The sequence below is a fragment of the Tistrella mobilis genome (assembly GCF_041468085.1).
GTDB classification, from domain to species: domain Bacteria; phylum Pseudomonadota; class Alphaproteobacteria; order Tistrellales; family Tistrellaceae; genus Tistrella; species Tistrella mobilis_A.
Window position 1 is genome coordinate 3016961 of record NZ_CP121017.1, and the last position, 21988, is coordinate 3038948.

General features: G+C 65.2%; 30 protein-coding genes. 5 read left to right on the top strand and 25 right to left on the bottom strand.

The window, feature by feature from the left end; translation table 11 throughout:
- Nucleotides 1–17 precede the first annotated feature (17 nt).
- Nucleotides 18–497 carry an HXXEE domain-containing protein gene (locus P7L68_RS19405; RefSeq protein ID WP_372000857.1) on the top strand — a complete coding sequence of 160 codons (480 nt, stop codon included), beginning with the start codon at nucleotides 18–20 and terminating at the stop codon, nucleotides 495–497.
- A gap of 336 nt (nucleotides 498–833) precedes the next feature.
- On the opposite strand, the gene P7L68_RS19410 is transcribed toward P7L68_RS19405, so the two are convergent.
- Together P7L68_RS19410 and P7L68_RS19415 are read right to left on the bottom strand one after the other, a co-directional pair.
- Nucleotides 834–974, bottom strand: a complete 141-nt coding sequence (locus tag P7L68_RS19410; protein ID WP_372000858.1) for a hypothetical protein — start codon at nucleotides 972–974, stop codon at nucleotides 834–836.
- A 23-nt stretch (nucleotides 975–997) separates the two neighbouring features.
- Nucleotides 998–1330 carry a hypothetical protein gene (locus P7L68_RS19415; protein ID WP_372000860.1) on the bottom strand — a complete coding sequence of 111 codons (333 nt, stop codon included), beginning with the start codon at nucleotides 1328–1330 and terminating at the stop codon, nucleotides 998–1000.
- On the opposite strand from P7L68_RS19415, the gene P7L68_RS19420 reads away from it, so the two are divergent.
- On the top strand, nucleotides 1319–1588 hold the full coding sequence (locus P7L68_RS19420) for an HNH endonuclease (protein WP_372000862.1): 270 nt from the start codon (nucleotides 1319–1321) through the stop codon (nucleotides 1586–1588). The two genes, P7L68_RS19415 and P7L68_RS19420, sit on opposite strands and share 12 nt — an antisense overlap.
- A 73-nt stretch (nucleotides 1589–1661) precedes the next feature.
- A complete protein-coding gene (locus P7L68_RS19425; protein ID WP_372000863.1) occupies nucleotides 1662–2471 on the top strand; it encodes a tyrosine-type recombinase/integrase in 810 nt (269 codons plus the stop codon).
- Between the two features lie 368 nt (nucleotides 2472–2839).
- Here P7L68_RS19425 and P7L68_RS19430 read toward each other — a convergent pair whose 3' ends face one another.
- The 4 genes from P7L68_RS19430 to P7L68_RS19445 form a co-directional block, all read right to left on the bottom strand.
- Nucleotides 2840–3112 carry a hypothetical protein gene (locus P7L68_RS19430; RefSeq protein WP_372000864.1) on the bottom strand — a complete coding sequence of 91 codons (273 nt, stop codon included), beginning with the start codon at nucleotides 3110–3112 and terminating at the stop codon, nucleotides 2840–2842.
- A 71-nt stretch (nucleotides 3113–3183) separates the two neighbouring features.
- Nucleotides 3184–3531 (bottom strand): hypothetical protein, encoded by a 348-nt coding sequence (locus P7L68_RS19435; RefSeq protein ID WP_372000866.1) that lies wholly within the window; start codon nucleotides 3529–3531, stop codon nucleotides 3184–3186.
- Between the two features lie 80 nt (nucleotides 3532–3611).
- A complete protein-coding gene (locus P7L68_RS19440; RefSeq protein WP_372006890.1) occupies nucleotides 3612–4433 on the bottom strand; it encodes a DNA adenine methylase in 822 nt (273 codons plus the stop codon).
- Nucleotides 4434–4591: 158 nt separating this feature from the next.
- The gene (locus tag P7L68_RS19445; RefSeq protein WP_372000868.1) at nucleotides 4592–5131 is read right to left on the bottom strand and encodes a glycosyl hydrolase 108 family protein; all 540 of its coding nucleotides are present in this window, start codon (nucleotides 5129–5131) and stop codon (nucleotides 4592–4594) included.
- A gap of 85 nt (nucleotides 5132–5216) precedes the next feature.
- Here P7L68_RS19445 and P7L68_RS19450 point away from each other — a divergent pair, with 85 nt between their 5' ends.
- A complete protein-coding gene (locus P7L68_RS19450; protein WP_372000869.1) occupies nucleotides 5217–5612 on the top strand; it encodes a hypothetical protein in 396 nt (131 codons plus the stop codon).
- Between the two features lie 40 nt (nucleotides 5613–5652).
- Here the strand turns inward: P7L68_RS19450 and P7L68_RS19455 are convergent, their stop codons facing one another.
- The 6 genes from P7L68_RS19455 to P7L68_RS19480 all read right to left on the bottom strand — a co-directional run bounded on the left by P7L68_RS19455 (nucleotide 5653) and on the right by P7L68_RS19480 (nucleotide 11038).
- On the bottom strand, nucleotides 5653–5982 hold the full coding sequence (locus P7L68_RS19455) for a phage holin family protein (protein WP_372000871.1): 330 nt from the start codon (nucleotides 5980–5982) through the stop codon (nucleotides 5653–5655).
- A gap of 34 nt (nucleotides 5983–6016) precedes the next feature.
- On the bottom strand, nucleotides 6017–7006 hold the full coding sequence (locus tag P7L68_RS19460) for a contractile injection system protein, VgrG/Pvc8 family (protein ID WP_372000873.1): 990 nt from the start codon (nucleotides 7004–7006) through the stop codon (nucleotides 6017–6019).
- Between the two features lie 56 nt (nucleotides 7007–7062).
- Entirely contained in the window at nucleotides 7063–7458 is a 396-nt protein-coding gene (locus tag P7L68_RS19465; protein ID WP_372000875.1) for a hypothetical protein, read from the bottom strand.
- Nucleotides 7459–7546: 88 nt separating this feature from the next.
- Nucleotides 7547–7756, bottom strand: coding sequence for a tail protein X (locus P7L68_RS19470; protein WP_372000876.1), 210 nt, complete (start codon nucleotides 7754–7756; stop codon nucleotides 7547–7549).
- Nucleotides 7756–8211 carry a phage tail protein gene (locus tag P7L68_RS19475; protein WP_372000877.1) on the bottom strand — a complete coding sequence of 152 codons (456 nt, stop codon included), beginning with the start codon at nucleotides 8209–8211 and terminating at the stop codon, nucleotides 7756–7758. The genes P7L68_RS19470 and P7L68_RS19475 overlap by 1 nt, the downstream gene beginning before the upstream one ends.
- Before the next feature lie 19 nt (nucleotides 8212–8230).
- Nucleotides 8231–11038: a phage tail tape measure protein gene (locus P7L68_RS19480; protein WP_372000879.1), complete on the bottom strand. Its 2808-nt coding sequence runs from the start codon at nucleotides 11036–11038 to the stop codon at nucleotides 8231–8233.
- An 86-nt stretch (nucleotides 11039–11124) separates the two neighbouring features.
- Here P7L68_RS19480 and P7L68_RS19485 point away from each other — a divergent pair, with 86 nt between their 5' ends.
- A complete protein-coding gene (locus tag P7L68_RS19485) occupies nucleotides 11125–11634 on the top strand; it encodes a hypothetical protein (protein ID WP_372000881.1) in 510 nt (169 codons plus the stop codon).
- Nucleotides 11635–11754: 120 nt separating this feature from the next.
- On the opposite strand, the gene P7L68_RS19490 is transcribed toward P7L68_RS19485, so the two are convergent.
- The 13 genes from P7L68_RS19490 to P7L68_RS19550 form a co-directional block, all read right to left on the bottom strand.
- Nucleotides 11755–12039 carry a phage tail assembly protein gene (locus P7L68_RS19490; protein WP_372000882.1) on the bottom strand — a complete coding sequence of 95 codons (285 nt, stop codon included), beginning with the start codon at nucleotides 12037–12039 and terminating at the stop codon, nucleotides 11755–11757.
- 23 nt (nucleotides 12040–12062) lie between these two features.
- On the bottom strand, nucleotides 12063–12566 hold the full coding sequence (locus P7L68_RS19495) for a phage major tail tube protein (RefSeq protein ID WP_372000884.1): 504 nt from the start codon (nucleotides 12564–12566) through the stop codon (nucleotides 12063–12065).
- Nucleotides 12567–12660: 94 nt separating this feature from the next.
- Nucleotides 12661–14274 carry a phage tail sheath subtilisin-like domain-containing protein gene (locus tag P7L68_RS19500; RefSeq protein ID WP_372000885.1) on the bottom strand — a complete coding sequence of 538 codons (1614 nt, stop codon included), beginning with the start codon at nucleotides 14272–14274 and terminating at the stop codon, nucleotides 12661–12663.
- A gap of 3 nt (nucleotides 14275–14277) precedes the next feature.
- On the bottom strand, nucleotides 14278–14754 hold the full coding sequence (locus P7L68_RS19505) for a hypothetical protein (protein WP_372000886.1): 477 nt from the start codon (nucleotides 14752–14754) through the stop codon (nucleotides 14278–14280).
- Entirely contained in the window at nucleotides 14754–15572 is an 819-nt protein-coding gene (locus P7L68_RS19510; RefSeq protein WP_372000888.1) for a hypothetical protein, read from the bottom strand. The genes P7L68_RS19505 and P7L68_RS19510 overlap by 1 nt, the downstream gene beginning before the upstream one ends.
- A gap of 3 nt (nucleotides 15573–15575) precedes the next feature.
- Nucleotides 15576–17696 carry a phage tail protein gene (locus P7L68_RS19515; RefSeq protein WP_372000890.1) on the bottom strand — a complete coding sequence of 707 codons (2121 nt, stop codon included), beginning with the start codon at nucleotides 17694–17696 and terminating at the stop codon, nucleotides 15576–15578.
- Between the two features lie 84 nt (nucleotides 17697–17780).
- Complete coding sequence (locus P7L68_RS19520) at nucleotides 17781–18638, bottom strand: phage tail protein I (RefSeq protein ID WP_372000891.1); 858 nt, start codon at nucleotides 18636–18638, stop codon at nucleotides 17781–17783.
- Nucleotides 18631–19491 (bottom strand): baseplate J/gp47 family protein, encoded by an 861-nt coding sequence (locus P7L68_RS19525; protein ID WP_372000893.1) that lies wholly within the window; start codon nucleotides 19489–19491, stop codon nucleotides 18631–18633. The genes P7L68_RS19520 and P7L68_RS19525 overlap by 8 nt, the downstream gene beginning before the upstream one ends.
- Nucleotides 19488–19826, bottom strand: a complete 339-nt coding sequence (locus P7L68_RS19530) for a GPW/gp25 family protein (RefSeq protein WP_372000894.1) — start codon at nucleotides 19824–19826, stop codon at nucleotides 19488–19490. The genes P7L68_RS19525 and P7L68_RS19530 overlap by 4 nt, the downstream gene beginning before the upstream one ends.
- 473 nt (nucleotides 19827–20299) lie before the next feature.
- Nucleotides 20300–20590 (bottom strand): PAAR domain-containing protein, encoded by a 291-nt coding sequence (locus tag P7L68_RS19535; protein ID WP_372000896.1) that lies wholly within the window; start codon nucleotides 20588–20590, stop codon nucleotides 20300–20302.
- A 3-nt stretch (nucleotides 20591–20593) separates the two neighbouring features.
- Nucleotides 20594–21109: a phage baseplate assembly protein V gene (locus tag P7L68_RS19540; RefSeq protein WP_372000898.1), complete on the bottom strand. Its 516-nt coding sequence runs from the start codon at nucleotides 21107–21109 to the stop codon at nucleotides 20594–20596.
- Nucleotides 21106–21645, bottom strand: a complete 540-nt coding sequence (locus P7L68_RS19545) for a hypothetical protein (protein WP_372000899.1) — start codon at nucleotides 21643–21645, stop codon at nucleotides 21106–21108. Before P7L68_RS19545 ends, P7L68_RS19540 begins: the two co-directional genes overlap by 4 nt.
- Nucleotides 21642–21977: a hypothetical protein gene (locus tag P7L68_RS19550; protein WP_372000901.1), complete on the bottom strand. Its 336-nt coding sequence runs from the start codon at nucleotides 21975–21977 to the stop codon at nucleotides 21642–21644. The genes P7L68_RS19545 and P7L68_RS19550 overlap by 4 nt, the downstream gene beginning before the upstream one ends.
- Nucleotides 21978–21988: the final 11 nt, after the last annotated feature.

The window sequence follows — 21988 nt, forward strand, 5'->3', positions numbered from 1 at the left end:
CCCGAAAGCCATCGCGGATGCCGACCTTCGATCGCGCCCTGTGGGCCCTGCCCGTGATCTACCTCGTCCACATCGTCGAGGAATACGGCGCCGGTTTCCCCGCCTGGATGAGCCTGCACATGCAGGCCGATATGGACGATGCCGGATTTCTCCGCAACAACGCCCTGTTCATGGCGATCCTGGTCTCGCTCTGCCTGTGGGCAGCGCGCAGCCGCAGGCGGCTCTCCGCTCTGCTGCTGCTCGCCTGGGCAAGCGGGCAGCTGTTCTGGAACTTCATCTTTCACCTGGCAACGACCGTCATCGCCGACAGCTATTCCCCGGGCCTCGTTACCGCAACCCTGCTCTATCAGCCGGCCTCGCTGGTGATGGCGGGGCTCGCAGTCCGCGACCGCCGCCTGGGCCTGCCCGATATCCTCCTCGCCTTCGCCATCGGCGCAGGCTTGATGCTGTTCGTCATCTGGGCAGGGCTGTGGCAGTTCGACCTGCCGGCCGTCTGAGGGAGAAGAGGCAGGGCGGAAGAATGGACAGAAAGAGATCGCGAGGGCCCCTGCTCAAGGAGATCCGCCCCCGCTCCCCGTGTTTTTGAGGGACGCCTGCGCCCTCCCCTGCCCGGCGCGACGGCAGCGCGGGGTGCTGAACGCAGCAACGCCGCCCGCGGCGTGTGGCCAGGGGCGGCGTTTGCTTAAAACTTGGTTGCGGGGGCACGCAACAGCCAATCCCCTAAATTCAGGTTCTGCGCCTGACCTAAGTGGAGGCGCATGCCTCAGCCAAAGGAGAGAGCGCTTCTTACTGGCCGGGCGACACGAGGGTTCGCACCTCCCCGATCATGGTGGTCATGGCATCCGCGCCTCCACCAGATCCCGCACCGGGCCCATCAGAGGCGTCAGGTCGATGGCGTTCTCGATCATGGATCTTTCCTCCTGAAACACGAACGGCGCCGGCTCGATCAAGCGAGCGGCGCCGTTCGTGTGCATGATGTCTGTCGTCGGTCAGTCAGCTACGGCAGAGAGACAAGTCCTTTGGCGACGGCATGAACATCGACCAACCGCGAGATCCAGCCCTCGCCGAAAGTCGCCCAACCGTCGAGCTTCGACATGTAGACGCCCCGCACGCCCGCGAGCCGGCGCAGCACTTCGGCCGGATCGGCCGCGCAGGCCCGCAGCGAGATCGGCCCGAGGATGCCATCCACGCGCACACCCGCCGCACGCTGCAGCAGACACCGGGCCGCACCCTCGCCATGATGAAAGGCGGCATCCGCTGCCGCCAGATCGAGCCCCGCCGGCAACTCGTCGCCGCGGACGCCCCGCCAGAACACACGTTGGCCGCCCATATCCGGCCGGTCGCCGATGACGGGCCGGATTCGGTGCGCAACGGCCTGGCTCTCACCGGTACGCTGCACTGGATGTTCGATCACGGCCTGGTCTCGGTGGACGAGGATCACAGCCTGCTGCTCGACCGGGGCCGGGTGCCGGACACGATCCTGCGGATCATCCATCCCGACCGACGTCTGGTGGTGCCGGATCTCCCGGATCTCCGGCCGCATCCGGAATTTCTGCGCTATCACCGCAGAGAGATCTTTCGCGGCTGAGGCACCCGGCCAGGCAGGCCAGGTCGATCCGATAGCCGGTACCGCCCCCGCTCGTGTGGTCCAGGGGGCCGGCATGGGCCGCCAGCCGAGCCAGAAACAGCCGGGCCGCTTCTTGCCCCTGCAACGCCTCTTCCGTCGGCCCCAGCCAGTTCACCAGCAGACAATATCCATCCGCCGGCCAGAGTCCGGCGATGCGGGCCGCAAGCGGCGCTTCGCCTACTATGTGGTGCAGTTCCTCTCGCTTCTCTTCTCGTGGGGGCAGCCCCGGGGATATTGCGACATCAATCCGGCGGCCGCAGCCCCCAAGATCGCGAAACCGCGCTGCGCCCCCGTGCGCAACCGGCCATGGAGCGCGGAAGAAATCGAGGCGATGATCACCGCCTCTGAACCCGGGCTTCGGGCCGCCGTGGCCCTCGGAGTCTACACTGGCATGCGGGAGAGTGACGTGGTCGCGCTGCCCTGGACGGCCTATGCGGAGGGTCGGCTTGAAGCCCGGCAGGGTAAGACCGGTGAGCCCATATGGGTGCCCGTGCACCGCAGGCTGAAAGAGATCCTGGACGCAACGCCCCGGACATCGGAGATGATCGTCACCGGGGCACGGGGCAGGCCCTTGACGGTCGAGGGCTTCAAGACCATCTTCTTTCGCCTGCGCGACAGGCTGCAGGCAGAGGGCCGGATCCGGCCGGGCCTGACCTTTCACGGCGCGCGGCACACCGCCGCTACCATGCTTGCCGATGTCGGCTGCGACGAACGGGACATCATGGCGATCACCGGGCATAAGTCCACGGCTGCCCTGCGGAAGTACATTGGGCAGGCGGATCGGAAGGCGCGGGCGGAGAAGGCAATCAGGCGGCTGGAGGGAGCACGGGCCGAGACGGAATAAGCACCCACGCCGTGCAAATTCGCATCGGATCCACAGGACGACGGCCGAGCAAAGTCAGAGCACAACGAGGCCCCGACACGCCCCGACTGTAAAACGCCTCCGGGCAAAACTGTAAAGCCCGTGACGTACAACGATCTAAGCTCTTGAAAAACTGGCGTCCCCGGCAGGATTCGAACCTGCGACCCCAGGATTAGGAATCCCATGGCAGACGATGGGAACCAGGACGTTAGGCATGCCCCGCGTGAAAAATCCGGGGCCATATTTCAATGGGTTGGCTGCCGGTCCGGAAACCGGATCGGCAGCCGGTCTTCTGTGCAGATTTGCAGAACAAGTCGGATCAGCGGGTCCGGGACCTGTAACACCCGATCCTACGGGCGATGCAGGATAGCCTCTCGATCCCGCCGAGGCACAGGAACCTCCTCAACGACGACCAGCACCGTTCCAATGTTGTCCCGCGGATTGAAGATCCGTTCCTTCACCACCCACAGACAACGCTCTCCCGACACCTGATCAGGATAGGGGGACAGCATCTTGTCGCCGATCTGCAGAACCGCCCCACCGGGGACCTCTTGCAGGTCATGCTCAAGATCGACGAGCATGCCCTCCGCCGTCCGTTCGTAAAAACGCAGCCCGAACTCCATTTCCATGTCCTTTTGATGATGACGAGAACATGAGGTGAACACGAAGAACGGATCAGGGTCAAGAGCACGATCTACGACATACGTGCCTCGACGAGATCTCTGACCTTCTCAGGCGTAATTTTGAGATACCGGAGACCGTCCGGAACCAGTTCCACCATGTAGCGGAGACCAAAGTCCAATGCGGCATTGTGGACAGTCACATCGTCCAGATGACCGAACTTTTCAAGAGCCCGCTTCTTTCCGATCTTCGCGGCATTCTGCGCAGCAACGTCCACATAGGCCCTGATCTCGTTCGCGGACTTCAGCCCAAGCCACCGCTTGAGCGCCGCACCGACAAGACCGGTCACAGCAGCAGCCACCAGTTCCAGCACCGGCCCCACGAGGGGGGTCAGGTCGATGGTGTTCTCGATCGTGCTCATGGATCTTCCCACTAGAAACACGAACGGCGCCATCTCGATCAAAGTGAGCAGCGCCGTTCGTAGAGGTGATGATGTTCAGGTCAGAGGAGCCGGCCGACACCTTCATTATCAGCAGCGCGGCCACCGGAGATCAGCAGTTCAGCCGCCGCGGTATTGGCATCGCGACCAATGCTGTAGGTGGTCCGGACCTGCTCGATCCGGAAATGTCCGAAGGTTGAGCGCACCTCCGGCCGATCATTGAGCGACAGGATAAAACTGCCACGAAGCGCAGCAAGCTTCTCCGCCATCCTGCCAAACTCCATTCGGTCGAACGCCGCCCCATAGTCCCGTTCCGTTCCCCAGTAAGGCGGATCCAGATAGAAGAGGGCGTCGGGGTTGTCATACCGCTCCAGGCAATCCGACCAGGGCAGGCACTCGATCACCACCCCTGAGAGGCGCCGGTGAACTGCGTCGAGCGCCGCTTCCAGATCCCCGCCGTCAAAGAGCTTCGGCGCCTCAGGTGAAACACCGAACACAGGGCGGGTCGGGCGCCCACCAAAGGCCAGGCGCTGCAGGTAGAGGAACCGCACCGCGCGCTGAATGTCGGTCAACGTCTCCGGATCGGACCGCCGGAGACGCACAAACTCCGCCCGACTGGTCAACTGATACCGACATTCATCCATGAATGCGCGGTAGTGGTGGCGTAGCACCCTGAAGAGGGTGGCAATGTCGCGGTTCAGGTCATTGATCACTTCCTTCTGAACAGTGCGACGTCGACGCAGGAAGACCCCGCCGAGCCCTACAAACGGCTCGACATAGAGCCGATGAGGAACGCCGCTGATTCGGTCGATGATGAGAGGAGCGAGGCGGCTCTTCCCGCCGATGTAAGGCGCCGGTGGTGAAGCCGGCGCGACACGGGTGATGGACATCGGTCTTTACGATCGCTATACGATGCCCCGCCGCTGCAGTGGTGGCGAGGAGGTCGTGAGACGGCCGTTGCGGTCGTAAGGGGCCATCCCCCTTGGTGATGGGCGGCTGTACGCCCTTGCCCTCGCGCTTCCGAGCGAGGGCTCGCTGCCGGTCATGCCCGACCGGCAGCGAGTTCCTTGGCGACGGCATGAACATCGACCAACCGCGAGATCCAGCCCTCGCCGAAAGTCGCCCAACCGTCGAGCTTCGACATGTGGACGCCCCGCACACCCGCAAGCCGGCGCAGCACTTCGGCCGGATCGGCCGCGCAGGCCCGCAGCGAGATCGGCCCGAGGATGCCATCCACGCGCACACCCGCTGCACGCTGCAGCAGACACCGGGCGGCACCCTCGCCATGATGAAAGGCGGCATCCGCTGCCGCCAGATCGAGCCCCGCCGGCAACTCGTCGCCGCGGACGCCCCGCCAGAACACCCGTTCAAAGACGTCACGGGCCGCCGCCTCGTCGATCAGACGGATGTCATCAGCATCGACGTCGCCATCGTGATCGAGATCGAGGCCCAAGCGACGCGCCAGGCGGAGCGAGACGCCCCATTTCGTGGCGCCGCCGGGGTCTTGCGGGTGGTTGACGAAGCGGTCGCCGCCTTCCGCCTCCATCGTCACCATGAATGCCGCCACCAAGTTCCGTTGCATGTCATTCTCTCTTGACAATAGATCGCCACTGCACGGAACTCGAAGTTTCCGCAGCATAGTTGCGAACTGGTTGAGGAGATCGGATATGCGCGCTAGCGCCGTTATCGTAGGCGCCGCGGTCCTTGCCGGATGTGCAACGTCCCCTGCTAAACTGGCAGAAGGTGATTTTCACTGGACAGCGGCTGCATATCCCAGCTCGTGGGAAAGCACCTATCGGGCTTTCATCGAAGGCTTCCGCACTTGTGGAGGCATATATCCGGAAGGCCAGATCTACCAAGACAGTCAGGAAGGTAAGATCGATATCTATCTTCCGGCTGGCTTCGGCGGACGTTCCCAATGGGTCTTCGGGAAAATCCGAGTGATACCTACCTCCGAAGGCTCATCAGCCCAGATCGGAGTTCTGAAGGAATATGACCGGCGCCAGAAACAGGGCGATATCCTTGCCGAGTGGGGACGCGGCAACTATCAGAACTGCATCTGACGATCCATCTTCCTCGCCTCGTAATGCACTCACCTATGCGTCAGGCGCGACCGCCCGTCCGGGCAGCCACGATACGCAGGACAATGTCCTGCACCCCCCGCGGCCCGAGATACGCCAATCCCACGACGACCGCGAGCCGCACCTCGCCCTCGACAAGCCCCGCCCAGGACGCCACGCCGTCGGCAATCAAGGCGATGCCGACGGCCGCGATCAATTCCCACACGAGATGCCGCGACCACCAGCGGCGGCGGCCCTGCTGCACCTCGCCGACGTGGTAGAGCAGCCGGCCGATATAGGCGGCCAACAGTTGCAGGCCCACGAGATCGGCGAGGTGCCGAAGTTGGGACCAGATCCAGTCGAGCGCATCCACCGGGGCCGCTCCTTCTCGTTTTTCGTGTGATTGATCAGGACTTCGCAACTTCGGCCTGTAGGGCGCAGACATAGCCGCCGCTATCGAGGCGATGCTCGACGCGGCTGATGATCCAGTCGCCGTCGGCACCGGCACGGAAGCCGGCAAGGGTCAGGCGGGTTTCGGCGGCCAGCGCCGGCCGGCCGGGAAGGTTCAGATCCAGGGTTGCCGCCCCGCGCCGGAAGGCATCGAGGCGTGCGGCTGCCGCCCTTTGAGCCTGCGACGGATCGGCATAGGTGTGGCGCAGGGTGTGGACCGGCTCCCCCTGCCCCGCCGTCACGGTGCGGGTCTCCGCCGTCGCGTCATCGCGCCAGGTCGCGGCGACGGCGGCATACTTCCCCCGCTTGGCCAGGGTCACCCGCCAGTCGGTCACCTCGGACGGCAGCAGCGTGATGGCCGGTATCGCCTGCCCGGATGCGGCCCGTGCCTCGCCGCGGGGCACGAACAACAACTTGCCATGCGCCGGCTTGGCGATCGCCCCGATGTCTCGCGCAAGCCGGGTCAGAAAGGCGATGTCGCTTTCTTCGGTCTGGTCGGCATGCGGCACGGCCTGGTCACGCAGCCCTGCGGCAATCACCGGATCGAAGCCGTGTTCCCGGGCGATAGTCTCGACGATCGCCCCCAGCGTCGTGCGATGCCATGACCGGCTACGCTGCACCTTCAGCCGGCCGAGCGCCGCATGATCCCGGCTGTCGCTCGCCTTGGCCCGCACCGATATCCGCCGTTCCGGCCCCTCGACCTCAACTTCATCGACCCGAAACCGGCCGAGATCGACGACACCGCCGGTCTCGGCATAGCCGATCCCGACGACCATCTCTGCCCCCTCGGGCGGCAGAGGTACAGTGCCGTCACGATCATCGATCACCAGCTCCGCAACATCGCTGGTGAGGCTGGCTTCATCGGTGACCGCAAGCGATACCAGCCGGTCGGCGATCCTGGCGGTGATGTCGCGATCGTCGAGGGCCACCTTGAAGACGGGTGTCATAGCATTTCCCCGAAAATAAAATGGGCCGCTCAACGCGGCCCATTCGGCAATTCAGCTTACTCTTCCACTTTATCCACGACATCCAGGCAAGCTGCCCGATATTCTTCATACTGTTTCATCGCCCCATCCAAAGCCGGACCGTCCTTCCCTCTGCTTTTATCAATCATTTCCTGCCACAGCGCATTGGCATGGATCCCGGCAGCGTAGCAATATCCATATGGCTTAGCGAAGACATTAGGGCCATACTCCTGCCCATTATCCACAAGAGATTTCATATGACGACTATGGATCGACATGCGATGAAGATCCCCATACTCGAGAACTTCATATCCTTCGTCAATGCCATCATCCAGCGACTGGATATAGGCCCTTACCTCCTGCGGACTTGCCGCTACAGCCGACCCGGCGGTCAACAAGACCGCCAAGCCAATGAACAGCTTTCGCATGGTCATCTCCTTACCATCCTTCCGGCGGCAGGATGTTGCCTTAAGGTTACATAATGGTCAATTCACGTCCCTCTTTAAGGGAGGAGCAACCGGCTCAATCCCACAACCGCACCTGCCGCACCGCCACCCCGGCCGGCGCCAGTTCGGGCAGCAGGATCTCGATCCCGGCGGGCAGCTTCGGCCCGCGAGCTTCAAGATCCGGGTTCGCAGCCAGGATCGCTTCGGTGGCGCCGGCCGTGCGGCCATAATGGGCCCAGGCGATCGCATCGATCATGTCGCCGTCGCGGGTGAGATAGCGCAGCATCACCGCACCTCCCGGCCGTCGACGCCATTTTCGGTGACCGCGGTCGCCCCAGCGGCGCCGGCACCGTCGTCACCATAGATCGAGAGCGAGATGCGGAAGTCGATCCGCAAGGGTGCACCCTCGGGGATATGGCGGGTGCCGCTCTCCTCGACCGACGTCACCACCCACCGCCCCAGCACTTCGCCCAGCCCCGAAACCAGCACCTGAGGCGTGCCGGCCGCCGCGAGGGCTCGCAGTCGGGGCACCTGGCCCAGGCCGCCCCGATAATGCGGGTAGATGATGCCGTCCAGATCGATGGTCTCGGCGCCGGGGCCGATCCATTGCAGGGCCGGCCGGCGGCCGATCCGGTCGATCGCGGCCCAACGGTATTCGGCTGCCCGGCGCAGGGTCTGATAGGCCGCGGTCGCGATCGAGAAGCGGAACTCCCCAAGCGCGAGCATCACAAGGGTGGTCATTCCGCCCCTCCCCTTTCGTCTAGTCGTGATTGGCCGCCCGCCGGCGGGCCTCTGCCTCGCGCAGCACCTGACTGATCTGCCGGCGGATTTCGGTCGCCAACACCTGCGGATCGGTTCCGGGCGCCGCGGTGATCGAGAAGTTGAAGGTCATGTTGATGCCGCCATCCACAACCGCCGGCGGCGGGGCAGCCGAAGCCGGTGCCGCAAGCGCGGCCACCGTTCCAGCCGTCGCCGCAAGGCCGCCGCCGGTGCGGGCAGCCAGCCCCGCCACGCCTCCGGCCGGACCGGAGCCGCCTGTCGAAGAAGGCTGCGGAGGTGCAGACGAGCCCGCGGCGGTGCCGTCCCCGTCCCCGGTCACCCAGTTCCAGGCCTTGCCCAGGGTGTCGCGCACCGATCGGATCGGCGCCGTAACCAGTTCCGAGACACGGGACCAGACGGCGGACGCGGCCTGAAGCACACGATCCCAGATCCCGCCCAGCAGATCGGGCAGCACCGACCAGGCCTCTGTGACCAGATCGGCAGGGCTCCAGGCGATAGCTGCCTTGAGCCCGTCCCAGGCGGCGGATATGCCGTCGGTGACGCGGTTCCACGCAGCAGAAGCGCCATCGACCACCGCCGACCAGACCCCCGCCAGCCCGTCGGGCAGCGCCTGCCACAGCCGAACCACCAATCCGGCCGGGGTCCATGACAGCACCGTCTTCAGCACCTCCCAGGCAGCGGATGCCCCCGCTTCGATCGCGGGCCACAGGCCTTGGAAGAAGGCCTTCACATCATCCCAATAGGTGATCAGCAGCACGGCACCACCCGCGATCGCCGTGATCGCAAGACCGATCGGATTCATGAGCAGAGCCAGCCCCAGTGCCCGCACCGCACCGATCACCACCGGCAACGCCACCCGCCCCAGCCCGAGCAGGACACGGCCGAGCCCAAGCGCCGCCTGCCCGGCGCCACTGAAGGCTGCACCGCCAAGACCGACCGCCTGGCGCACCAGCCCGCGAAGGGCACCGCCGGCGCTGAGCGCACCGGCACGCACCGGCCCGTTCATCGCGGCGCCGAGATTGAGCATGGTGCCGAGCCCCGGAACCAACAGCCCGCCGACCAGACGGAAGGCCCGTCCCAGCAAGCCGACCCGTCCCGCCGCTTCAGCACCACGCAGGCCGAGCAGCTGCAGTGCGCCGCGGCCGATCGAGATCACAGTGAACACCGACCGCAGCGCCAGGCCGATACCGACCACACCGGCCACAACACCGGTGAGCCCGGGCGCCGCCTCAACCACCCCGGCTATGGAATTGGCAAGGCCGGTGAAAGCATCGGCCAGAACGGTGATCATCGGATCGATCGCCACTTCGAAGGCAGCGACCACCCGGCCGAAGGCGATGCGTGCCCGATCGAGGGCAACGCTACTTGCTTCTGCCATCCGGGCTTTGTCCTTGTCCACAACACCGTCGGCTGCAAGGACCTCCTTTCGCATCCGATCGTATTCGCTTAGATTGGCAAGCATCGGCTTGATGAAGTTCAGCACCTGCTGATCGCCGAAGAGTTCGCCCATTTTGAACTGATCACCCTCCGTCAGATCCTGGATCCGCTCCAGCATCCAACGCACCGGATCGAGCCCTTTGTCTGTCGCCTCCTTGAACTCGTCGGCCAGATCAACGCCCATGTCAGCGAAACGCTTCACCGTCTCGGGCGCGGTCATTTTGGCCAGGAAATTGGCAAAGTTGTTCGCAGCTTCGGACGGTGATCCCGCACCCTTCAACGCCACCTGCACGGCAGTGGACAGGGTCGCAATACCTTCCGCCCCCTTCATCCCAAGGGCCTGGGCGGCGGCCGTCAGCTGCGGAAAGTCCCGCGCCATATCCCTGAGTTCGAAACCGCCGAGCTTGCCGGCCTGTGCAAGCATGTCGAACGCCTTGCCCATTTGCTCGGGGGCGATCTTCATGTTGTCGATCAGGCTGTAAGCTGTGGTCGACAGATCTTCGATCTCCGCACCGGTGGCCAGAGCCGCCGAACCAACCCGCTCCAGGCTTGCCAATGCCTTGCCAGGATCCAGGCCTTTTCCCACCAGGATTTCCAGGCCCCGGGTCAGTTCCTCGACCTTCTGCCCGGTATCGGGCGCCAGACCGTTGATCTGTGCCCGAACCTTGGCCAACTCATCGGAAGAGAACCCGGCGGTGTTCGCGAGCATGCGCAGTTGCCGATCCCAGGCCACGGCCGGCGCAAGCGTGAGTGCGGCACCAGCAATGCCCGCCGTGTTCACGAGCGCCTGGTTCCGCAGGTCCCGCCAGCCCTGCCCGATCCGCGACAGAGCAGCATCTGCGGTCTTCAGCGCGTCGAACTTCCGACGGAGCGCATCGGTCTCCCGGCCCAGCCGGGCTTCTTCGGCCGTCAGGCGCTTCACGTCGATGCCGGCTTCGGTAAGCGAGGCGCCCAACCGTTCCAACGCCTCGCGCTTGCGGCCATAGGTGACCCGGGCTCGCTCCGCCTCAGCTTCAGCGCGTGCAAATTCCCGCTGCATCCGGGCGGTAGGCTCGGAGGTTTTCGCCATCTCAGCCGACAGCTCCGCCACCCGCGCCCGCGCGGCATTCCAGGCCGTGCCCGCCTGAGATGCTTCGGTGCGCAGGGTCCGCAGGCCGGCAATCTGCCGAGTACGCCCGTCTAGAGTCGCGATTGCATCCCCGAGCCGATCGACCTTCGACGACGCCTGATCGAAGCTGCTGCGAAAGGTATTGGCCAGCGCCGCCCCGATGACGACGCCAACCGCGATGGTGCTACTGCGGGCCATGCCGCTCACCCCAAGTAAGCCATGACCGATGTTGCCGGCTGGCATCCAGACGAACGATGATCGAAGATCCAAATAGCAGAGGCTGGATGGCCTCGTTCAGGGCGGATAACGAATGAATACGGACGCGGGCAATGCTTGATAACGCGCTTATGGTTGGCTTTATATCTGCCGCTGTTTCCATCGTCGTCACGGTCCTCACCTCAATTCTCACGCGATCGAGAGAGCGAGAGGCCGATTGGAGGAAACTGAAGTTCAGCCAATATCAAGAGTTCATTATCGCGCTGTCCGCTGCAACCTCGTGGACACCCAACGCCGAAGCGCGCGCTCGGTATGCTAATGCAGTGAATAGTCTGCATCTTTTTGCTTCGAGTGACGTGGTAACAGCCCTCAATGCATTCCAAACAAAGGTGCCACAGACATTTCATGAAGAGTATTCCGAAGAAAGGCAGATTAAGTTGAATGAACTGATCGCCGCGATCCGCCGGGATCTCGGCATAAACTCCAACTCCAGCCTGACCTATTCCCTTTTTTCAGCCCCGCCTGCGCGCCCAGAAGATGCCAGGGGGAAACAGGCCCTCGACATCCTGAAGCGTGCAGGCCAGGGCAATCCTCCGATCGCGGGTGACAGGCTGGACGATTGAGCCATCAGCCAGCCTTCACCCGCGCCTGAACCCGCGCCGCCGTCGAGAGCCAGGCCTCCAGGTCGGCTTCGTCGAAGTCGAGCATGTCGGTGAGCCCCCAGCCGGCGGCGAGGCCCAGGGTCACGCAGGCGGTTCGGACATCTTCGAGGGAACTTTCCGAAAACCCAGATAGGCACGCTGCAGCGCCTCGTAATCGGCTTCGTCCAGATCCTCGATCACCTCTGGCGCCACCTCACAGAGATTGGCGAACAGACGGACCTCCTTCTCGGCATCGCTGCCGCCGAGCCGGTCGACCAGCAGCCGGTCGCGGACCTTCGAGCGGCGCATGATCAGCTGGCGGTGATCGCTGCCCTCGACGGTAACCGGCAGGGTGAGCGGGATGGTGACGGTACGGGCGACGGTCATGGGCCGTGGTCTCCTTCACAGGATCAGATGCCGAGGGCGGTACGAACGGCCTGGAGCCGGTCTTGCCCGCCCACGCGGCGCACCATGTTGGCAACGTCGATCTCGATCACCGTGGTGCCGTCGATGTCGAGCCGGTAGTAGCGGAGCGCGAGCGTCGCCTGCGGGCCGGCCTTGGAGCCGACCTTCGCCGAGCCGGAGGCGAGCTTGGTGATCTGGCCGCGCATCACCGCCACCATCGGCGTGACGGTGTTGTCATCTGCGACCAGGGCGCCGCGGAAGGTCCACGGCACCGATGCCCCTTCACTCAGGCCCCAGAGCCGGTAGAGATCGGCGGCATGCTCGGCGAAGGTCACCTGCGCGGTCAGGGCATCGAGCCCCATGTCGATGGCGGCCGGCGCATCCATGCCGCCGGCTCGGTGCTCTTCGGTCTGAACCGACAGTTCAGGCAGCTGGACTTCATCGACCCGCCCGGCATAGCCGCGACCGTCGACGAACAGGTTGAAGTTCTTCAGGATCTTGGGGATCACGGGTCCGTCTCCGGAAAAAGCGACGGCCCGCCGGGAGGCAAGGCTCCGGGCGGGCCGTCAGTCGGCGGGAGGATCGGAAAGGCAGGCAGCCGGATCAAGCCGCGGCGGCCGGCCGGACGAAAATCTCGTCGATATAGTCGTCAACCAGGCGCGACCGGAAGGTGATCCGTTCTGCCGGATAGGGCGGGGTGAAGTCGAAGTCGAAACAGATTTTGCCCTGCGCGACCTGATCGGCCGGATTGGCGGCCGGGTCCGCCCAGCACCGGCCGCCCAGGATCGCCCCGATCGAGGTGAGGTGACGGAGATAGGCATTCACTCCCTCGACCACATCATCGACATAGGTTCGGGTGATGTTGCGGTCGACCGCCCAGAAATGCGCCTCCAGGATCGATTGGTTGATCATGTCGGCCGTCCGTCGCGCCTGCAGGAAGGCCCATTTCGGATCGGACGAGCAGCTACGATTGCCCCAGAGCCGGTAGCCCTCGCGGTGGATGATGGTCGCCACCTCGCGTTCGTTCAGCAGGTTGGCGCGGGACGAGGTATCGCCGAGCGCGAAGTCCACCGGTCGGCTGGTGCCGACGATGCCGTTGATCACCATGTTCGACGGCGACCACCAGAAGCCACGTTCCGCATCCGACTTGGCGATCAGCCCGGCCACCCGGGCACTCGGCGGTTCCCGGATGGTCGTTTCGGTACGGGTGTCATAGACCTTCACCCAGGGGTCAACGACATACACCCGCGCCGATCCCCAATCCTCGCGGTAATCGATCGCCGCGGCATCGTCGATATCAGGGCCATCGGCGATGATCACCGCCTTCAGCCGTTCGGCGATGCCGACCAGTTCGGCCACCACCGGATTGGCCCCATCGGTCCGCTGATGGGTGAAGCCGGGCGCGATCAGGATCCGCGGCGAGACCTTGACCACGCTTTCGGCCGCGACCAGGGCATGCACACCGCGCCAGCCGGCCGCATCCGCGCCGCCGATCACATCGCCCAGGCCGACGGCCGCCGGATCCAGCCGACGGACCCCGACCGACAGGCTTGCCCCGGGCAGGATCGCCCCGCCTGCCACACGCACCAGGCGCCCGGTCGCACGATCGAGGATCCAGTCGGTGCCTTCAGCCAGGGCAATGGTGTAGGTGACCCGCACCGCCGCACCAGCCGGAATGCTGCCCGTGGCCTTCCGGGTGATCACCCCGCCCGCCACGGTATATCCCGTGTCGGCATAGGGCGCGCCGCCATCGGCCGGGGCGATCGCCTCGACCGTGGCGCCGGCAGGGATCGCGATGGTGCCGGGTGAGCCCGCGAACCGCGCCGGGGCCGTCACCGGCCCGTCAACCGTCACCGAAATCACGCCGGCACCGAGGGGGATCCCGCCGGCATCATCGAACTGCCGCGTCCCCGGCGCCACGGTTTCGACATGGGCCGGGTTGTCAGGATCCGCGACGTTGATCACCACCACCACCGCCCCGGTCTGGTCAAAGATCCCATCAAGGGCGGCGGGGATGGTGAAGCCGGCGTCAGTGGCGGCAGAGCCGAAGATCGCGGCCGCCTCGATCCGGTTGCCGGCGATCAGAACCGGCGTGTTCACGGGGCCGGTCGGCGCGGTGCCCAGCAGCCCGATCACCGCCGAGCGCACCGTGCGGATCGGTCGCGGGCCGTCGTCGATCTCGACGATCTCGACGCCATGGAGAAAGTCGGTCGCCATGGATCAGATCCCCTTGAGCACCGCCAGGGCCGGCGCAGCCGCCGCCCCGATCGCATCCACCGTCTCCGCTGCCCGGACCGCTTCCTTGCCCGCCAGCCGCGCCCCTTCAATCTGGGCAAGGATTTCAATCCAGGCCGCCCGGGTGGCGGTGATCTCGTCCGCCAGATCGCCGACGCTCATAGATCGCGCGGCCGCCTCCACCGTGAGCAGCGGCCAGGGGCTGGCATCCACCGGACGACCGGCCGCGATCCAGGCGGCCGCCATCTCTGCCTTGAGCTGATAGACACCATCCTGCCCAGGCGCCGTGGTCGCATACCGCCCGCGCGCCGCGGCGGCCGCGAGATCGAGATCCCGCAGCGTCCGGTCTCGGGCATCGGCGATGTGCTGCGAGGCGAAGACATCGGCCGGAATGCCAAGCGCGGCCGCGTCCTCCGCCGTGTCCACGCCGACATACCGCCGGCCGTCATAGACGATCTGCATCAAAGCACCTCACTGCAGACTATGTTGACCACCCGACCGGTCGAGTCTCGCACCAGACCGGAGACCAGATCGGTGAGTGTCAGGTCGGACGGCAACTCGGTTCTGCGCACGCCCAGCACTGCCGGCTGGGTCTGAGCGGCCAGCAGAGACCCGCGGCCGGAGACCGTGCGTTTGATCCGCGACCCATAGACCTGCAGCCACAGAGACGCCGCCCCCTCAGACCGATTCGCGAACGGCGTCGACCCGAGGCGGATATCGCAGTAGATCACGCCGCAGGACGCCCCCATGACGTCAACGCGACGTATGAGCCCGCTCGATGCTGGGTTAGTATCGGCAGTTGCCGTCTCCAGCCCGCAATAAACAAACACGATGGATGAGCAATCAAGCCCGAACCCGTACGCAGTTCCGCCGACTATCCGCTGACGGATAGTCGGCAACAGGGCTTTGTCTGCATTGGTGCCAGAGGGGGATGGGTTGCTGACCGGCCCGATCCGTATTGACTTGTGTCGTAGATCGATGTGCTGATCGATATCACAGACCACCGGCGCGAGGGGGAGATAGATAGCGCCCCGCCCGCCGGCGGGCACTGCATCACAGGCCGCCTTAAGTGTACGCATCGGCCGGCCCGACGATCCCGGCCCGGTGTCGTCACCGCTGCGCGGGTCGACGTAATAGACCCGCTCGTTACTCGGGATCGCCACAAGAGCGGCAGTCACCGCAGCGTCGATCGCCTGCGCCTTGGTGCGGTAGGTTTCAGTGAGGGCATTGACCTTGGTGGTCAGGTCGGCAATCTGCGTCTCGAGAGAAGCGAAAGCCATGGATCAGCTTCCTTCTAAGCGGGCCATTGCCTCGATATAGGCGGGAGACCCTTCGTGATAGACGGGATAGACCGGGTAGCGGGTGCGCAGGGAGATGGTACCGCCGGCGCCGTCATCGACCGGAGGCAGGATCACCCGCACGCCACTGGCGCGCACCGCCCGGGCCGTGCCGCTGGCATCCAGCACCCACTTGACGCCGCTACTGGTATCGGCGCTGTCCGAGGCGCCGGCGCCCCCGAAGAGCTCCGCCGGCGTGCGCCAGTAGCGATCCGACAGCCAGCCCTGATAGGGTTTTTCCTCGGTGCCAGACCCACCGTCGGATTGAGGGATGTCATAGGGGTTCCAGGCCTCGAGGGGCGTGCGCAGCACCAGCTCCAGCGGGATCGCCCAGCTGGCCCGGTAGACATCCCCGTCGCGCTCGAAGCCGGCCACACGCTTCCTGGTGGTCAAGGCGGCCCACAAAGACGGGTCATTGAACCCACGCCTGAACTTTGAGCGTCCGGATGCATCGGCCGTAGACAGTGCGGCCTTGCGACTGTAGTAAGCCGCATTCAGCAGGGCGGATGATTCATAGCCCCGGACCGTTTTCCAGGCACCCTCCTCCCAATACCTCTCGTGGAGTACGGCACCCTCACCGTCCAGGCCGGGCACCATCGCCATCAGATCGTCGGCGATCTCGTCGCGCAGCCGATAGCGCGCGAGGCGGGAGGCTTCGAGTGCGGCCAGCGTCATCCCCGTGCGCTTGCGGGTGATCACATCGTCGACCAGTTCGACTAGTGCTGATATTGGCCGCTCGGCGAGCGTACCCACCGTCCGGGTCAGGATGCGGTACCGGAGCACCGCGACCTCAGTGCGCCCTCGGATGGACCGGATCGCGATCGGGACATAGGGATTGTTCTCGGCGCGCAATTTGGCGCCGGTGGCGTTGATCGCCTGGATGGTGTTGAGGAGGCCGGCGGCAGATCGGTCGTCCGCCTCGTGGCGTGGCGAGTAAAAGCTGTCCCCCACTGCGCCGTCGGGCGGGAGCACCTCCCACCACACCTCCAGATATGCCAGATCCAGCCGGAAGTGCTGCGCGTCGGCTGCCGCCAAACCGCCGACCGCAGCCTTGAGGATCAGCTCACGCATCGCGGCCGTCTGTTGCGCGACACCGCCCGTCACCGACGCGGGCAGGGTGGTCATCGGCAGACGGCGCGTTGACAGATAAGCCCCTCCCGCCGGCGCCGGTGTGTTGTCGACATAGTCGTTGTGCCGGGTGCGCAAATACCACCCATTGACCACCACGGCCAGCTCGGCAAGCCCCATCACGCCGTGCGCATTGGCGTGATCGTGGGCATTGCCCGCTGCATACCCGACGGTCAGCCGCCTGTCCCAGGGATCAGGTCCACCTCCATCGTACTGCCGCGTGATCACGAGCCCTGATTGCCCCGACGCGCGCAGGATCTCTGCCTGCGCTTCCGCAGCCGATGCCGCCGACAGGACCAATCCACTCAGCACGCCTTGCGAGGCGGAGAGACGGTCCTCAAGCACCCGCATCTGCCCCAACACATCCTGATCCCGCTGCTGCTTGATCCGCCGCACCTCATCCGCGAGCGCGTCGAGGCGAGCGTCGCGGTCCAGGCCGCGGCGGCCCTCGTCGGTGAAGGCGGCTGCCAGGGCCGCGGAGGCGGTGGCGCTGTCATCAGCGATCGGCTGAACCGCCAGTTCCAGCGGCTGCCCCTGATCCACGATCTCGATCTGCCCGAGGGGCACATCCGTAACGGTCAGGCTCAGGCCAACGAGGAAGCGCGTCGGCGCCGACTTGTAGCCCAAGGCGGTGTCCGCGCTCGACCACAGCCACACCAACGTACCGTCTTCAGCAAAGAAGCCGATCTCGCGGATCCAGCCCTCTTCCTCACCCGTGAAGGCGGCAGACAGATTGAGCTGATACCGATCCTTGTTCACCTCGGCCTTCGCGATCGGCGCACGCACGAACTCCGACCGCAGCGCCGTGGCTGACACCGATGGCTGATACCCTGCGGACCCTGCGGCGACATGGGTGATGCGAAGCTTCAGCCCCTGGATATCGGCATCAAGCACGGCCTGCCGGCCGCGGCTGGTGGTTACGACCTGCAGCGTCGCCATTCGAGCCTCCGAACGAGAAAAGGGGCAGCTCCCGTGTGGAGCCGCCCCTTTCAATTGAATTGTCTGTATCAGGCGTTAGTGGCGTCAGGCCCAACCCGAAACCACCAACGCTACAACCGGCCGCATCAAAGCGCCCCCCTGCCACCAGGACGGAGCAGCCCGCGCGTCGATGTGCACCACGGGCACCGCCGCGGACACCGCGGCATGAACCACCGGCCGTCGCAGCGCCGCACCATGACGCCAGGCCGGCGCCGCCTCACCCGTGATGTCGACCACCGGCACCGCGCCGGCTGCCTCGGCAAGCACCGCAGGCCGGGTGAGGCCGCCCGCCAGGCCTGGACCGCCGGTGACCAGCTCAGAGCTTTCTAGGCTCGCACCGGCAAGGCTGGCAGCCGCCACCGGGCGGCCCAGCGCCGCGCCCAAGACCGCATCGCCGGCATAGCCCGCGCCGAGGCGGATGTCGAAATGCACGCGTACCGGGGCCACCCGGCGCAAGGTCTCGGTCAGATCCTGGAAAAGTTCATCCAGTCCCCAGGCCGGCGGCCGGTCCAACCACTCATTCACAAAACCATCGACCGTCACCGTGTGTGGACGGCCGGCCGTTTCAAACCACTCGCTGAAGTCGATACGCACGCCCAGAGCTTCCAGGGCCGTGCGCAGCGCCCGAGGGGTGCCGCGATGGCGGCGGGTCGGGATCGTGGCCCGGATCACCGCCCGCTTCACCTCGACCGGCCATGCCGCGCGCCAATAGTCGACACCCAGCCCCCAGGCGAGCCAGGGCAGCAGATGAGGTGCGCAGGCCTCGACGTCATAAAGCTGACGGATCGGCACCGGCACCGCACCCAGCCGGGCGCTGGCCCGGTCGAGCGCGCGCTCCAGCGCCGATGCGTTGGGCGGCAGAAGGCTTTCGCCTGCGCCGTCGGTCGCGTCATCGTCACTCATCGCGCCCCATCACCGTGATCGTGATCCCCGTGCACCAGGCCGCCGCATCCCGGTCGATCACCAGGGTGGTCACCGGTTCGTCGAGTTCAACGCGCTGCACGCCGGGCTGATGCAGGGCCGCATGCAGCCCCGAGACGGCGATGTCATGACCCAGCTTGTGGCGGGCCGAAACATAGGCGGTGGTTGCCGCCCGCGCCGCCTCGACCACCACCGCCTCGTCCGGTCCCTGATAGAGCCAGAGCCGCGCCTGCACCGCATAGGGCCGGATCGAGGCCGCCTGCACGCTCACCAGATCGGTCAGCGGCCGCACATCATCCGCATTCACCGCCGCCAACACGCGGGCGAGCAGGGCTGCCGACGGCGTACCGTCTCCATCGGATCCGAGCACCGTCAACACCACCTGCCCCGGTTCGGGCGAGGTGACGGCGACATCGCGCACCCCCGCATCGGCCGCAAGCGCATGATACTGATACGCCCCGATCGGACCCGCGACGCTGTACCCGTCCGGGGCCAGCCGCACCCGATCCCGCAGCCGCTCGTCCCCTTCGCCAGGCAGACGCGCCACGCCGAGCAGCGCCGCCAGATGGTCCAGATCCCCGGCGCGGGCATGGGCCAGCATCACCGCCTTGGCCGCCTCGTTCACCCGCTGCCGCAGCAGCAACTCGCGATAGGCCGCCACCTCAAGCACCTTCATGGCCGGATCGCTCTCCAGCGCCGAAGGCTCGATGCCCGCTTCCCGACAGAGGCTCAGGAAGTCGGCGATCATCGCCTGTTTGATCGCCCCATAGTCCAGGGTCTCGACCACATCGGGCGGCGGCAGCCGCGAGAGATCGATGGGCGCGAAGCCGCTCATGTCACGATGATCCCGTTCAGACTGATCGCCCTGCCATCGGGCAGATAGCGGCCCTCGATATCGAGCGTGATCCGCCCGGGCACCACAGCCGCCAGGGCCAGCCGCTCCACCCTGAGCCGCGGTTCCCACCGCGCCAGCGCCTCGGCGGCGGCAACGTAGAGATCAAGCGCAAGCGCCCCATCAACCGGCCGGTCGATCAGGTCGAAGATCCGCGATCCGTAGTCGCGCAGCATCACCCGGCTACCGATCGGCGTGGTCAGGATGTCACGCACCGACTGACGCAGATGATCCAGATCGGCAAGCCAGCCGCCGGCGGCGGCATCCATTCCAGCCATTGGGATCCTCTTATCAGGTCGCTCAACGGAAGTACTGGAGTCCACGATCAGATACTTCTAGCCAGAGGATATTTTTATTCCGCGAATATTCTTTTATATACTGACATAGATTATAATTTATATTATCCAATATCGTTAAATCATTATTTATTCTGAAAAACAAATATAAGGGATCTCCGGTATATGAGGCCGGAGATCTACACAGATAAATAAAACAATCACCCTCGAAATATTCGACATCAAATCCGAATGGCGATAAAATATAATCGCAACATATCTCAAACAATACTTCGGATGTATCATCCCACTCCCCTGCAATTCTCTTACAATTCAATGGATTTTCCATGACTACAAAAAAATAAAACCGTTCATCTACAAATTTGAATACGCACATATTCGATCACGTCATTTGCGTTGGTTGGTTCAATAGAGTGCCACGAAAATTGGTCATGACAGAGAAACATCTTTGCCCCCTATTCACACAAAACGTTTGGAGAGCCTTCAGAAACAAAAGAGCCGCAAGCGACAGCATCACCGACCCGCGCTAAAGCCCGCTCCTCGACAAACACTGTCGGCGACCCAGCCGCCTGCACGCTGCCATGGCATTCCGGGATCTCAGGGCAACAATGGACCGCCCAGCCATCGCCCACCCGCAGCGCCGGCCGGCCGTTCACGAACACGGTCGGGCTGCCCTCGATCGAGGGTCGGGGTGGCCAGCAGCCATGCCCGGAGCAGCGATCACCCAGCCGCGCAACGCCCGCCATGGCTCACCCCTCCCCGTTCAGATCGATCCGCGGCGCCTTGAGCACCAGGCGCCCAGGGTCCAGCCGGATGAAGGCGTCCGGCCCACACCGGATCTCGACCGTCCCACCCGCCGCGCTCAGATCGATGGTCAGCCGATGCGCCGCGCGGTCATAGGCGATGTCGGTCCCATCGGCATACCGTTCCCGCCGGATGTCCGGCCGGGATGCGGGATCCGGCACAGCGGCCTGATGCAGCGCCGGCAGGATCACCCCCTGCGCCAGATCCCCCGACGGCGACAGAACCACCACCTGTTCGCCGACCTCGGGCACCCAATGCGCCACGTCCTGCCCGGCCCGCTGCGTGATCCAGGGCCGCCAATCGGTCAGCAGCGCCCCGATCGCAACCCGCGCCCGCGAGGCGGCATGGTCTGCCTCGGCGATCGTGCCGATCCGGATCAGGTTGGCGACGCGGCGATGCAGGTCGGTGATCTCGGGGTCGCCGATCTGGCCGGTGCGCTCGGATGCTTCGACGCTGATCATGATCCCCCCAGGCAGAGAACATCGTGGATGGCACCGGCGCCCGGGGCCCTGTCGTCGGTGTCGCCCGCAGACAGGTCGTCACCGGGCAGTTCATCACCGGGTGCCCGCCCCGGGGTCAGGTAGGTCACCGCATAGTCGAGCCGCTGTGCCCCGATCGGCATCCGCCCATCGATCTCGATGCCGGTCTCCATCCCCTCATAATCGACCCGATCGAGACGCATCCCATCCACCATCAGCCCGGGCATGGCCGCTTCTACCGCCCCCGCGATCGTATCGAGCCGATCGTCGACATCTTCCCGGGCCATGGCGACGATCTCGATATAGAGGGCAAGCCGCCGCCGGGTCGGGGCGTAGCCGTCCGGATCGCCAGGATCCCGCTCCACATCCTCTGACCGGGTGTAGACGAGGATTGCGGGCAGATCTTCTTCGTCCAGGCGGGACAGGCGGCCGGGGTGAACGCGGTCGCCGACCTCAGGCGCCACCCCCTTCAGCAGGGCCGCGGCCGCATGGCGGATACGGGCGCGCGGATGCATCATGCCACCCTCAGCCAGAGCCAGGCCGCAGCGGTGCCATCAGGGTCAACCGCTTCCACCACATAGTCACGGCCGCGGATGGTGAGGCGATGCCGACGTTTCGGCGCCGCCGGCAGGCCGTCGATCCGGACCCACGCCTTCGCCACGGCATCGACGACGGGCACGCCGATATCGGCGCCCTGACTGCGGATGTCGAGTTCGGCATCAAGCAGCCGGTCCCGAAAGATCACCTCCACCGCAACCGGCCCCGCGCCGGCATCATAGGCGGCAGGCTCCCCGAAGCCGGCCGCGCAGGCAGCGGCAAGATCGGCCTGCATCCTGTTCCAGATCGTCATTCGGAAAGCCC